Source organism: Gilliamella sp. CG35 (assembly GCF_046635745.1).
In the GTDB taxonomy this organism is placed as follows: Bacteria; Pseudomonadota; Gammaproteobacteria; order Enterobacterales; family Orbaceae; genus Gilliamella; species Gilliamella apicola_I.
Genome location: NZ_JBIDFH010000001.1, coordinates 222,656 through 237,464, shown reverse-complemented (window position 1 = coordinate 237,464; position 14,809 = coordinate 222,656). Strand labels below are relative to the sequence as shown.

General features: G+C 37.0%; 9 protein-coding genes. 2 read left to right on the top strand and 7 right to left on the bottom strand.

Annotation, left to right across the window (positions count from 1 at the left end):
• Window position 1: 1 nt before the first annotated feature.
• From ACGH4F_RS01135 to gss, 7 genes are all read right to left on the bottom strand, one after another.
• Window positions 2–718: an ABC transporter ATP-binding protein gene (locus tag ACGH4F_RS01135; RefSeq protein ID WP_411589664.1), complete on the bottom strand. Its 717-nt coding sequence runs from the start codon at window positions 716–718 to the stop codon at window positions 2–4.
• Window positions 719–723: 5 nt separating this feature from the next.
• On the bottom strand, window positions 724–2,697 hold the full coding sequence (locus tag ACGH4F_RS01130) for a vWA domain-containing protein (RefSeq protein WP_411589662.1): 1,974 nt from the start codon (window positions 2,695–2,697) through the stop codon (window positions 724–726).
• A 12-nt stretch (window positions 2,698–2,709) separates the two neighbouring features.
• Window positions 2,710–3,735, bottom strand: a complete 1,026-nt coding sequence (locus ACGH4F_RS01125; protein WP_411589661.1) for a hypothetical protein — start codon at window positions 3,733–3,735, stop codon at window positions 2,710–2,712.
• Between the two features lie 42 nt (window positions 3,736–3,777).
• Window positions 3,778–6,465: a putative virulence factor gene (locus ACGH4F_RS01120; protein ID WP_411589659.1), complete on the bottom strand. Its 2,688-nt coding sequence runs from the start codon at window positions 6,463–6,465 to the stop codon at window positions 3,778–3,780.
• The gene (locus ACGH4F_RS01115; RefSeq protein ID WP_267379767.1) at window positions 6,462–9,488 is read right to left on the bottom strand and encodes a virulence factor SrfB; all 3,027 of its coding nucleotides are present in this window, start codon (window positions 9,486–9,488) and stop codon (window positions 6,462–6,464) included. The genes ACGH4F_RS01120 and ACGH4F_RS01115 overlap by 4 nt, the downstream gene beginning before the upstream one ends.
• 8 nt (window positions 9,489–9,496) lie before the next feature.
• The gene (locus ACGH4F_RS01110) at window positions 9,497–10,969 is read right to left on the bottom strand and encodes an SrfA family protein (RefSeq protein WP_411589658.1); all 1,473 of its coding nucleotides are present in this window, start codon (window positions 10,967–10,969) and stop codon (window positions 9,497–9,499) included.
• Between the two features lie 150 nt (window positions 10,970–11,119).
• Window positions 11,120–12,994, bottom strand: coding sequence for a bifunctional glutathionylspermidine amidase/synthase (gene gss, locus ACGH4F_RS01105; protein ID WP_411589656.1), 1,875 nt, complete (start codon window positions 12,992–12,994; stop codon window positions 11,120–11,122).
• Window positions 12,995–13,192: 198 nt separating this feature from the next.
• Here gss and ybeD point away from each other — a divergent pair, with 198 nt between their 5' ends.
• Window positions 13,193–13,462 carry a DUF493 family protein YbeD gene (ybeD, locus tag ACGH4F_RS01100; RefSeq protein WP_065558632.1) on the top strand — a complete coding sequence of 90 codons (270 nt, stop codon included), beginning with the start codon at window positions 13,193–13,195 and terminating at the stop codon, window positions 13,460–13,462.
• 63 nt (window positions 13,463–13,525) lie between these two features.
• The gene (locus ACGH4F_RS01095) at window positions 13,526–14,803 is read left to right on the top strand and encodes a bifunctional O-acetylhomoserine aminocarboxypropyltransferase/cysteine synthase (RefSeq protein WP_411589655.1); all 1,278 of its coding nucleotides are present in this window, start codon (window positions 13,526–13,528) and stop codon (window positions 14,801–14,803) included.
• The last annotated feature ends 6 nt before the right edge of the window (window positions 14,804–14,809 follow it).

Genomic DNA, 14,809 nt, shown 5'->3' with positions numbered 1-14,809 from the left:
CTTATATCTCATCTTGTAAGGGTAAAAATTCGGATGAATGAGAAGAGGTAATTTGAGACGTTAAAGTAAATAATCCTTTATCAGCAATACGTTGCCAATCATGGGTCACAATCAAGGCAGCAATATTATCCTGCTGAGCTTGCTCAATAATTAAATCAAATAATAAATTGGCATTATAAGGATCAAGCGCTGAAGTCGGTTCATCAGCCAGTAATAGTGCAGGTTTATGGATAATTGAACGAATAAAAGAAGCTCGCTGTCTTTCACCAATCGAGAGTTGTTTAGGATATTTACTTAACAAGTGTGAAATACTCAACTTTTGTACTAAATAATCAAATCGTTGTTTATCCACTTTTTTTTGTAACACATTTACTGAAAGCAAAATATTATCATGCACCGTTAAAAAAGGGAGTAATCCGCCGGTTTGCAACATAAAACCCAAATAATTTGCGCGCATATCCGCTAACTTATCCAGTTTATCGTGTTGGATTAGTTGAGCAATATCAACGTCACCATTACCCATAGTAAGATTGTAGCAACCAATATGGTCAGGCTTTAGGATCATACCTATCATTTCAAGTAATGTGCTTTTACCCGAACCGCTATCACCTCGAATAATAACTACCTCACCCGCTTTAACGGTCAGCGCTGGAAGGTTAACACTAAAAAAAGATTTACCAGTTGAGCGCGTGATTGCAAGTTTTTTTATCGTTAGCATCTGTTTTACGGTAACATCTCTAAAGGAATAGGATAAACATTTTCACGAGGATCACTACCTTCCGCTAATGAAATCCAACGATCAACATCCGCATTACATTTCTGATAATAACGAATTTTACTATTTAAATTACGAATAAATTTCTCCTGCTCAAGACCACTCATACTTTTCCACAACTCTTGATCCAACCCGGTTACATCACTTTTATAAGGGATATTATCCAAATATTCCCCAAGTAACCCCAAATCGGCAATTTTTGTGACTGCGTTCGATTTTAATTTACTTGGGTCTTGCCCCATAGCAGCAGCAACCGATCGCAGCTGCGAAAACATATCATCGGCAGAAATTAATCCATCATTTGCTGCATTGGCGATTTTACTAACAATATCGCTTAAATCACTTAATTGAGATTTAGTTAATAAGATTCGAGGTTCAGCTGTTGGAATAGTGGGTTTAATAAAATCTTTATCAGCAATCCACGCTTTGAAGACCGAAGGCGCTTTAGACCCATTAGTTTCACCTAAATAAGCCAACTGCATAGCTTTACCCAGTAATAATGCATCATTTAACATATCGGCATTACTATCTTTAGCATTAATCGCATTACCTATTGACGCTTCACCTTTATAAGCAAGTTTCACTTGCTCGGCTAAGGCTTTGGCTAAAGAGTCAACTTTTTGACCAAACTCATTCACATTACCGGCATTAACAGGGTAGTAAAGTGATTTATGAATAAAATCATTGTACGTTAAATCAGAATACTGCGTCGCAGCAATTTGGTGATCTTTTTCGCCACTTGCCGTTTTTAAATGTAATGCATAAATCGCAACCCCTTTATGCTGTGCTTCAAGCCTTAATTGCGCAGCATCCATACCAGTGCTTGAAAGTTTATCATCCCCCGGAATTGCACTTGCATCCGTAATAAGAATCATATAACGCGCACCAAAACTGTTCCAATTAATATCATTCAACGCTTGTGCAACCCCCGCAAATGAATCTTCGGCAAAATAAGCCGTTGATACCGAGGCTTGTTTAAGTGATGCACTGAGTTTTTTAAAATCTTCACGATTTTTTACTTGGTTTGGATCGGCAAAAACTTTTGTCACAAATTCAAGTTTATCTGATGCGGTTAAACTTGATCGAAACGACACCAAGCCAAATTTAACTTGATCTTGTAACTTCTCTTTTTCAATATGCTGATAAACGCGTTCAACGGCCTCTTTGGTTCTTGAAATATACGGATCCATGGAAATCGTTGAGTCTATCACAAACACAATTGCAGCTTTAAAAGGAGCGACTTGATTAGTACTATCATCTGTTTTTTGAGTGGTAGTGGATGACTTAACGTTCTGAGTTGTTGCCACTAATTTATCTTGTTTACTGACAGAGGCGACTTCTAATATACGCTCATAAAACCCTTGTCCATTCATGACCTCTTCACCTTGTAAAATAGGTAATAAATAGAAGTTATTTTTAAAATCAACAAATTCCGCCGGCTCTTGAGCGATAACTTTTGGCGAAGTTTGGTTAACGTTTAATGCCTCACGAATGGGTTTTAATAATGTTTCTGGATGTTCAGAATCAACAATTGCCGTGAGTGAATCTTTATCTTTAAAAAATAGCAAAGGATCACGTTCAACCGGATTAGTAAAAACCAAGGTCATTTGCATATTCCATTCAATTGCGCATGAGCCATTAATCCAACCTACCGTTTTTCCATAGGAATCAGGCCCAACACTTAACCATTCTTGGTTATTTTGATTTTTACGTTCATAAACATAATAGCGAGAAAATGCAGGAACTTGCTGTCCTGTAACCTCGCTAATATCTTTTTTTAACTCACACGTTGGCGTACTTAGTACGCGTTGATACAGTGTTGTTTTACCTTGCTGTTTAAGCGGTTCATTGGCAAAACTTATCAAGGGTAAACAAGTTAAGCTCAATACAAACATAATTTTTGAGATAGCTAAATTTTCCATTTTTGTTCCTACCTACTTTTTTAGCTCAGCTAACCGTGCTTTTACGTCTTTATTATCGGGATCATTATTCAATGCGGTTTCGTACCAATAAATAGCCGTTTCTTTATCAGCTTCAAAACAGCTATTAGCTTGATAATACTTTTCGTCATATTCTTTGGCATACAAAATGGCAATGGTTGAATTTACTTGTGATTGATTAGCATATAACCGCTGAGCAATATTACATTTTTTTGCTTTTTTAGCATCATTGATCAACTGAATAATCATTGGAGTTAGTGGTTTAGTTTGCAAACATTTTTGAATAAAAGTGAGATCATCATCTCCTACTTGACTTAAACTACATTGACCTAATATAGCCGGTTCAGCGTCTTTAGCTTGTTGATTTTGGAAGAATAGAAAATACCAAATTGCGATACCCATAACAATTAACAGTAAAATAGCAATGATCAAGCCGAATATTAAACCTGATTTTCTTTTTTGTTTAATCGGTTGTGTCAACGTCTCTTCCGTTACAGTTTCAGATGTGGGTACGGATGTAACGACTTCCTCAACGACGGGTTCAACAAGTTCTTCGATTTCAGGCTCGTAAATGGTTTGTGTTTCGCCATCCATTTTTTCGTCATCGGGGATTACATCTACACACTCCTCAGGTTCAAGATGCGTATCAGACATAGTAGTAACCGTGTTTAATGCAGCTGACGTCATCACACCATCAGCTATGTTAATGACGCCTCGGTCACTGTAATTTTCGTTTTGCTTATCACAAATCTGTACCAAAAATCGTGCAGTACTTTCTTGAGTTAATAACGAATCAACCAGCCATTCACCAACAAGCCCGGTTAACTGTTCATGTTCGACAGTCATATCAGCCAACGTATGCCAACTTTTTTCTGGACTCCATTGATTTAATCCAGACAAATAATAACTATCCTGATTACGTTGAATCAATATTTCAATATCAGCACTACCATTCCATTTATATGCCAAAAATTTAGCTATACCCGGTTTATAACCATTTAATTCGATTCTTAATGCCATAATGTCCTCTATCCTGTCACTTCACTTTGTTATTGCATTAATTTACAAGAAATCATCCAATTTAATTTGTGATTGTTTAAAACATGCCAAAATCTCACCCAGACGGCTATTTTGTTCCTGACTTATTTCCCGTCCAGCATGATGTCCGACATTTTCTTGTGCAAGCGTAGCAAAAGCTATAAACCAATCAAATATCGCAAATTGAGAATAATTTTTAGTATTATTATCCAATTTTGGCAACTGGTGAGATGATTGCATAACAAACTCATTTAACGGTGATGCAAATATACGCTTGCCATGATTAACACGACTCATTGGAATGTTATCCACCTGACCTTCAATAAAACCTAACCACGCAATATAATCAGATAATTGAGTATGAATTGTACTTATCTGTCTTGATTCAAGATCATCACGTTTACTGCCAGTATTTTCGTTATTTAAGATTTTTTCAGTTAAATTTTGTTCAATCTTCAAACGATTGGCTCCTGTAATAAGCTCTTCAACAATAAAAGATAATGATTTTTGGCTTAAACCAAAAAACTGTAAAATATGCTGATCCAGCACGATATTTCTTAAGTGCTCTAACCAAGTTGTAAAAACACTCTTAGCAAATTTAGATTCAGTCGGCAAAGTCACTGCTGGCTTACTGGTTAAATTGCTATTCATGTCCGAAAAAAGGTCAAATTCAGTATTAAAGCCAAAATCATTGGATAAATTACCGACTAAATTATCATCATTATCTTTAGCTATCTGGTTTTCTACATGGTTGGAATGATACAAAGCTCGAATTGTTTGATCCGGCAATTCTAAAGTTTTGAGTAATTCACCTAATAACAATGCTTTACCCTGCAACTCTTTCACCACATCTGCGATAACGTGTTTTTTCTTACCAAGTTCTTCATCACTACCAGCTTGGTACCACGTATCAAAACGCATATTTGTGATGTAATCAATTTTTTCATTTAATTGCTCAACAATACGTTGTTGTTTTACTTCAGTAATCGCTACTTTTTCTAAATATTGACTAATTCGACCTATACCGCCATCGTTAAGTTTAAGCATGGCATCCCACGCTTCATTTGGTTGAGATACATACTCTTGAACATCAACATTATCGATAAAAGTCTTTTTTAATACGTCCATTTTAGTCTGATAATTCTCATTATGAGACAGTTCTTGGCGTGTAGCAGGATCGACATTTAAAAACGGTACATCAAAACCAGGTTTACGAACCAAATAAACATTGTTGAATTTCTGATTATTTGACCAATTCATTAGCCAATCATAACTTCCAAAACGTTCTAAAATAGTTTGTTGTAATAATCCACCTTTACCCCAACTATTTTTAAGATTATCTTCCGACAAGGTCAACGATGTACATATCCGTTTATCAAACATGGTAATCGCCCATAACAAGCCAACTTCTTTGGTTGCTCGCTTTTCAGGTGTTTCACCTTGTGTTTTACCGATCCACCGTTCAAGCACCGGCCCAACATCATTCACATCAGATTGCTTATCAGAAGGTGTACAAACCACTAATACATTCATCTCTTGGCTATCGGTATACTTTTCAAATAAGTAGGCAACTTTACCCCGTAATAATAGTTGAGAAATGGGATTACCTTCTTTAACATCTGAAATCGAGATTAAATTCAAGCGTCCTCGATATCCCGGAAAATCAAGCAAATCAACTTTTTCAAATGTTGAAACTCGCGTTTTGTTCACTAATGGAAAGATTAATTCCGCTGTTAAAAAAGCCAGTTGCGCCAAAGATAAATCCGTTGGTTCACCGTTAATAGGCGTTATCGTAACCGATGAATCTTTATCGGTATTTAATCGCTCTAAGATGTCTACATTCATAATACTGTCAATTTGCGATTTAATACCATTTTGCTCTTTAATCAAAACAGTTAACGGCGCATACACAGTTTCAGCATGATGTAAACGAGATAACGTATTAGCAAGCTGAATATAGATTGTTGTTAGCTCTGCAATTCCACCCCATAATACCGCAAACAGCTCGCCTCGTTCAGAAACAGATAGATAAGGAAGTAAATGTACTGCTTTTTCCCAATATCCCCCTTTTAATCCTTCTAAAGCGTTGCCGAAATTTTCAGACAAATAATCGTAAAGTTCAACGATATCATCTTCCGATATACCGCCGACATAACTGGTTTGTTTTTTATTTTCCAACCGTTGGATTAACTGATTTAATTGTGAAAATTCAATTTTATTAGAGACTTTTTGCTGGTCAAAATCTTTAAAAAAAGCATTAATTAATATTTTGACAATTTCTATCTCTCTAAACAATTTTAACTCTAACGGATAGTTGGCAATTCCACCCTTAGCAGTTCGACTAAAACGCGTGACTAAACCTGTCGCTTCTTTACCACTTCCTACCGGATTGACATGATCGATAAAATCTAAAATTTGGTTATCGACAACCGTTTCAAGTTTGCCATTATCTCCTGCGGCAAGTGCCGAAATCAGGTATGATTTTCCCGCTTGAGAAAGTCCAAAAAAACCGACCGCAACCGATTTGGTAGAGACCTCACCTAATCGTTTAGCGCTATTACGCAAACGGCGTAAATCAAGAATTAAATTATCTGCTTCACTATTTAAACGTTTGGATGAATGACGTGTTTGATTAACCCATTCAATTGCTTCTGCTGATGCATGGTAAACGTGTTCCCAAGATTTAGGCAGTTGTTCATTTATGTTATTCATCGTTTTATCATTCCACTATCAAGCCAATATTGGGTACTGATTAAACCGGAGTTAACCATTGTATTTAAACTCAGTTTAACATCTTGGTTTTTATTGCAAGCTCGTCCATCAGATGCTTTTATGTCTTTAATATAAAAATTCTCGACCATTTTTTGCCTATTTTTAATACCTAAGGTCACTTCAAGTACCACGCCTTGAGCACTTAAACGCCGAGCAACATCGCCGTTTTCAATGGTCAAAATATAGATCGGAGAAGCCGGCCAGCGATCAACTTCAAGTTGTTTAAAACCTAGCCGTGTTGTACCTCGTATTTCAAAAGACAGATCAGGAAAATCATAATCCGGATCATCTAAATTTATATCTCGGTAATAGACATTTTCATTTTTAATCATGTTTAAATTATCCAACAATCCAATGTATTTGACTGTTGAATAAAGATCCATATTTGTTGATCTAAAATAGAAGTTAGGTAGCCTTAAATTCTTACTTAAGAAGCAAAGCATAGCGCCTACAGCAGCGGTGGTTTTAGGATCATCAATGCGTTCTTGTTTATGGAATGGATACCATCCGCCCGTATAATAACCATGGAGTGGCAAGATTCGCCCTGCAGGGATAGATAAACGAGATCGAAAATAACTTTGAATACCCGGTAAGCGTGAAGGGCGTCCAGTTAATAACAGCACATCACATTGATAACAACTGATGATTTCGGACAATGCGTCAAACGTTTTACAAATATTGTAATAATCACCACGTATAAACAGGTAATGAATTCGTTTGAGATTAATCTCAATATTCAAATTAAGTACTGAAAAGTCAGGATTATTTAATGCACGCTTGATTGGCTCATTAATAAAATTCAGCACACTATCAGTCATAACATGATGCTCTAATAATTCTTTAAAACTTGCGCTAAATACCTGCTGTTCACTATGTAAAGGATCGTAAAGTTCATACTCTTTCAAGATTCGCAAACCTATCGGCGTAAACAGTTGTAATGTCAGTTGTTGACGTAAAACCGCATCTTGAATAGAAAGTTGTTGTGAACCAATAATCGTTGACAAGATTGGGCTTGGATCAGCAAGTCCTGCCTGCTTTAAGCCGTTGGTTAACGAGGTTAAAACAATATCTTGAATAATATCAAGTAATATATCATCACCCGCTACTTTAAAACCATCACGAAAACGCTGACTTGGAACAATATAGGCATTACTACTGTTTTGTTGCCCGTTTGCACCATAATCTAAATGGTAATCGTTGATGACTAAATCGGTTGTACCCCCACCGATATCCACCGTCGCAATGGTAACTTTTTGCTTATTGGTTTTGTCAGGTCGAACAATTGAAGCAATAAATTCTTCACTACGTCCGTTAAAATTATTTTGTGTTTCATTGAAAAGATAAACTACTTGACCACAGGTTGCTTCATCCCATTGAATATAAACTTCCGGTATGTTTGGCCAAATATGTTTAAGTTCTTCCGGATGAGTAAAATCAATATTATCATCCGAATTATCCCAACCTAAACTTTTCCAAACAAGTCCAATAGCTTGATACACACAACTTTTAAATATCGCTTGCTCGGGTTTTGGCATAGCGGGCGGAATCGTTAAGATAATTGAACGTAAATTACGTGGCGTTTTAGCATGTTCAAGTTTATTACGTTGCGCAACGCTATTAATCTGCATCAAAGCATGCATCAATACTTCGCATAACATAAACGTCATGAGCGAACTACGTGAATATTTAGGGTGGAATACCGGTATTTTACGATCATATTCTTCTTGAATATTGTTATTAAGAATATGTAGGGCTTCACCATATTCATTAATTAAATTTGAAAAAGGCTCTGCCGTTGCAAAAGGTTCATGATCGCTTTTTACATAATAAGAGTTAAAACGCCAACCTTGTTCGTACTTATCTTGATCCCATAAATAACGTTTTGGACTTGAAAGCCCGGTTGCACCTTCGTTGCCTTCACGGCGACTAGCTAAGCGGCTTGCTTCTTTACCGACACGAACAATACTAGGCCAACGGAAGGTATCTCGTCGACCACTCTGTAGCGAAAAGTGTTCTTTACCAAAAAAGGTTTGTGCAAATTCAACTCGACTTTCAAATGGTTCGTTATAGATATATTCAGGTCTGGTTAGATCGCGTATCTCCAATTCATAGCGATGATTAAGACTGTCTTTATCTTGAACATGATCTTCAATCAAAATGCCACAAGTTCGTGAATTACCCACATCTAAAATCATATCGACAGGAATCGATTTCACAATATCATTTTTATTGTTAGAAACAATTTTAATGGTTGGTAGATTTAATGTTTCACCGAGCAAATTAATGATATTAAGATAGTGCCCATAATAAGCCTTATTATTCATTTCTTGCTGGATATCATCCTTATGCATCTTTAAGCGTTCAGGTTGCTGCGCTAATTCTTCAAACAGATCGATTAACCAACTAGAAATCCATTTGAGTTCTAAAAACCATGACACATGATCAGAGCGGTGCGCCAGACTAAAAATCGCACCTGTCATTACGTCATTTTCAGTTGGAGCAAGATAAGCAACATCATCCAAATTAGCAAAGATTTTAGTGTCAAACGCAAATGTTATACGATGCGTATTACCATCGGGATCTTCACCTTGAGGAATACTGACAATTCTTACTCTGCTCCAGTTATGAGGACCTTTATCAAATCGTTCTGGAGGAATCGACCGTAAAACAGGAATCGGTAACCAAACACCGTCATACAATTTTAGGGATTGATCGACACTAATTTCTTGTGTGGGGGTAACCGCAAAAGTGGGGTTGTCAGGACTAAAAAATTGACCATTTTCGACATCTTCTAGTAATCGAATCAATGCACCACTTTCGGACGGATCAATAAAGCACCCATTCGCTTTATTGCGCCATTGGCTGTCTTTCCAATCTATTTTAAGTGCAAAATCAAGAAACTGAATACCACTGTTCATGATAAGAGTCACTTCTTGACCATAATTGCGTAATTCTGGAAGCATATACTACCCTATTGTTTTTTCATCGTTAACGGGAACGATGTACCATTATTATAATTTCCCTTACAATCAGTTTGATTGTTACTGTTTGTTGAGCACTCTATTTTCGGTAATTGATATTTTGTATTATCGCTACAAAGCGCTTCAGTATTACTCTTTATACTTAAATTTGAGTTTTGAAAACCACTACCAACTTTACCGACACATTTCACACCATCACTACGAATTACCGTAACTTCACCATTTCCTTGATCAAAACTGTAGTTTAAACGTAATGGTTTACCCGTTGATTTATCTTGGATTCCACCACCTACTGTCCATTGTCCATTAAGAAAATCCATAGAACCTTGCTTAATTGCATCTGGTGGTACACTTAAATTTTGGGATTGTGTAGTGTTATTGGTATCCATAGCTGCTGTGTTTTGATTCTGGTTTTCATTCTGATTAGTGTTATCAACATCAGAAGTCGTACCTGCATTATCAGGCGTTATGTCATGAATTGGCGGATTATCATCACCTGCACCATGACTATCGACAGGTAATGTGGCAGGCGTGTTGAGCGTATCAGTCACATCAATGTTACCTTCTGTAACAGTTGTACCAATTACGTCATTACGATTGTCAGTATTTAACACCGAATCATGATTTATGTTAGTACCCACCGATCTATGGATAACATTCACATCACGAATAGGATCCTCACCTTTTTTATCTTCTGGTTTTTTGTCCCGATCAGTCTCAACCGGTACATTCACCGCATTATCGACTGACAATAGCGGTGTAATTGATGATTCAGGGTGATAAAAGCACCCTCGTAATAAAAACAGTAGTAATAATAACAATAATAGTGGCAACAGCATTAATAACCACATCCACCAACGTTTCCACCAAGGACGTTTAGACGTTATCGGGGGGTCAATTTGTTCAGTAACATAAGGTGCTGTGCTTTCTGATTGTTCTAAACATTTGAAAGGTGATTGGGTTAGTTGAGTTTGTGGATTAATAAATCCCCAAAAAGTAATAACAGGCTTGCCATTAACGATATAAATATATTCATTGCTTGGAAACCGAATCGCCATAAGATTTGGTTCTTGGCTGTCCTCACGGTGATTAGGATCATAAATTAGGCGGCTAAATAGCAATTGATCGCCTTCAAGGTTTGGATTATTAGCTAATTGTTTGCCTAGCTCAACTACCTTTTGTTCAAATGCTGCCAACAATTGAAGCGCTGATTGCTGTTCTGATTCGCTGGCAGATGACCAAGGCACAATATCATATTGAGCCGAATCAAAAGGAATATACCAATCAACCCTATTTCCTTGATCATTACGTTGTGGAATGGCTAAATAGTCGGCATATTGTTTACCTATTTTTACTCTGAACATTTCACGAATTTGGGTTGCCACTAAGTAAGCAGCTTTACCGTCATGCCCAAGCATTTTAAAATCTTTAATATCACCAGTTCTAAGTAGTGTATTTGCCATACTGACCTTTCCATTCCATTATCATATGATATTTTTGTAATCTTTTAATTCTAACAGAAAAATCCAGCTGTTGTAATTGGTATCTATAGGATAAGTTAAGATTTTTTTACTTTATTTTTTACATACTGCAAAATTACCTTACCATAATCGTCATTTTAAAAACATATCATCAGTCAATACTCGTAATGGTTGCATATCACTATCTCCCCGAATGACTAAGGATGGATCAGAACGTAAACACGTTCCCCCATAATGTCCGCCGACAGTGAAAGTACAGATTTGCAAATAACGATCATCGACTTTCGGTAAACACCACAATTCTTGATAGATGTTTTCTTGTTTAGCAAATTTACCGACTGTTTTCCCCAAAATGGTTTCTTTGCTGCTGACTAATTGAATATCACTCCCCCGACGCCCTGCAATCGGCTTAACGGCATACCCCTTTTTCTCTAAACTTTTATTAAGTTCGAATGTAGACTCTAATAAATAACGATGATTAGGAAATAGAGACCACAGCACCGGTAAAATCGCTTTATTGCTTGGAATAACTGTCCATAAAGGTTCAAATACAGTGACTTCGGGACGTAAAAGAACGTCTATCAACCTTACCGCATTTTCTGGATGCCAAGTCCGTATTGGTAATCCGGCTATTTGGGCTTCACTTTCTTGACGAAGTTGTTCTAATACGGTTTCCCATGCCCATGTTTTCCAGACACAGGTTACTTGACGATCTTCATCATCAACTAACCGACCGCGTTTATCCCATTTTAAGCCGCTCAAACCTCGTAAAATTTTGCTCTTAAATCCTGCTTGTGTTAGGGCTTTTTGCATAAATAAAGCATGATAATTTTCTTCATTATCATTATCTTGCATAATATGGATAAAAGCTTGTGCATCGCTATGCTTCCAACAACTCGCTAATGCGTTAAGCAACCCAGCACTAGGGTTTACGCCAACATTTAGCCCAGCTTGTATTGCCCAATTTTGTAGTATCTGTCCAGCTTCAGTATGACACGATGCCGAATCAGCATTATATTCATAAACTTTAAAGCCTCGTTCATCCATGCAAAAGTCTAGCCGACCGGTTATCATTTGATAACGTCGTTGTTGCCATGACAGACGTAAGCGAGGCCATAAAATTTCGGGGATATTAAAATTCATCAGCAAGTTATCATCTTTTAGTACTCTATCGGTTGCATGTAAATACATAAGATGTAACTCATTGGTCGCTCGAATAAGTTCTTGCTCGGCACTTTCAGAAATAGTGAAATATCGGTAGTGATCATCATGACTAATTGCATGCCCTGCCGCTTGGATATAAGCATTTTCTAAACTATCTTGCTCATTAAGCCAGTTAATATCAAATTGACCTTGATTTTCAATATGTTGACTATGAATAGCCAGTAAAGGCGCCGGTACGGTTGGTTGTGGTAGACTATATTGTGTATTTTCGGTTTGAATCATCCAACCTAATATGGTGGTATCGTCAAACGTATCATGTAATAAATAACCATTGTCGGTGACCGTCATCCTTAATTCACGAGTCCAATGTTGACCAATTGGTAATCGGGTATGAATAACATTTTGTTCAGCTATCCGAACTTTATCTTCAAAGACTTCGGTAATAATAGCAACATGACCCGTTCTATCGAAAACGCCACCATCATCCCAAATAAGTAATGCGCCAGCTTCAGGTTTTTTCTTACCACCATTAGCAAAAGCTTGTAAAGGCAATATCGCTTCATTGATGACTTGTCTTAAGACACGAAGTGAAAAAATTTCATGAGCCATGCCGACATCAGTAAACACAATACCATAATTAAGAAATAAAAAACGCCTTGCAAATTCAACGCATTGCCATTTATATCCCATATATTCATGCCCGGAATAACTTCGAAAAGAGGCATCATCAGGGTATTGAGTTGGGTCTAATGTTTCATAATCAGAAGAGTAAATGGCAACGCCACCTGGGGCATAACCTAACAATGTACCAAAAGGTTCTCTATCATCGGAGTGTGCTAACATATTTTTCAACCTTTTTTATAATTTATAGGATAATGCTAACTAAGCTGTGATAAAATTAATCTATCATAGATCAATTTGAATACTTTAAGAAGCGAAGTTTATGCTTGATCACTTGAAGAACATCAAAGCGCCTATATATGACTGTTATTCCTGGTAGTAATACCCCAAACATACCGATTACGTGAGAAACATAAAATTATGCAACAGAAAACAAATTTAAAAGAATTATTAGATTTTCCTTGTTCTTTTACTTATAAAGTCATGGGAGAAGCTAAACCAGAACTGGTTGATAAAGTCGTGTCCGTTATCCAACGTCACGCACCGGGTGATTACAGTCCGTCAATCAAACCTAGCAGTAAAGGGAATTATCATTCTGTGTCGATTACTATTAATGCAACACACATTGATCAGATTGAAAATTTATATAAAGAATTAGGTGAAATAGATATTGTAAGAATGGTTTTATAACACTTTACTTTTTCATCAATTTTTGTACAAAATAGAGCCTTGTTATTCCGACGAGGCTCAATCATGAAACCAGAAACCATTGCACTTCACACAGGTTATACCCCTGAACCCACTACTCATGCTGTTGCTGTTCCCATTTATCAAACAACCTCTTATGCTTTTGATGATACACAGCATGGCGCAGATTTATTTGATTTAAAAGTCGCTGGCAATATTTATACCCGTATTACCAACCCAACTAACGCCGTACTCGAAGCTCGAGTCGCTGCGCTTGAAGGTGGTATTGGTGCTTTAGCTGTTGCATCGGGCATGGCGGCTATCACTTATGCTATTCAAGCAATTACCTTTGCTGGCGAAAATATTGTTTCTGTTTCGCAATTATATGGCGGCACTTATAATTTATTTGCCCATACCTTACCTAATTTTGGTATTACAACCAAGTTTGCTCCTCATAACGATTTAGTGGCTATAGAACAGCAAATTGATGACAAAACCAAGGCAATATATTGCGAAAGTATTGGCAATCCTGCAGGTAATATTGTTAATTTAAGCCAACTTGCCGACATCGCACATCGGCATGGTATTCCGTTAATTGTCGACAATACCGTCGCCAGTCCTGCACTTTGCCGACCATTTGAATTTGGTGCTGATATTGTCGTGCATTCATTAACTAAATATATTGGTGGGCATGGTAATAGTCTTGGAGGAATCATCGTTGATTCAGGACGGTTTCCATGGAAAAAATATGCGGATAGATATCCAATGCTTAATCAACCAGATCCATCTTATCATGGTGTCTCTTATACGGATACCTTTGGTGATGCGGCTTACATTGCACGTTGTCGAGTAATCCCTTTACGCAATATGGGCGCTGCACTATCGCCATTTAATACTTTTTTGATACTACAAGGGCTTGAAACCCTTTCTTTGCGCATGGAACGCCACTGTCAAAATGCACTCAACGTTGCAAATTATCTAATCTCACACCCACAAGTTGAATGGGTTAACTATGCTGGTCTTAGCAATCATCCTGAACATGATTTAGCGGTAAAACAGATGGATAATCATTTACCTGCTGGCATTTTATCGTTTGGTATTAAAGGTGGAAAATCTGCAGGTGCTAAATTTATTGATGCACTAAAATTAATTATTCGTCTGGTCAATATAGGCGATACACGCTCATTAGCTTGTCACCCTGCATCAACTACGCATAGGCAACTTAATAATGAAGAACTGAAAAAGGCAGGAGTAAGCCAAGAAATGATTCGTTTGTCTATTGGGATAGAACATATTGATGATATTATTTCTGATTTAGCACAGGCATTAAAAGCGACACTATAATCAAAT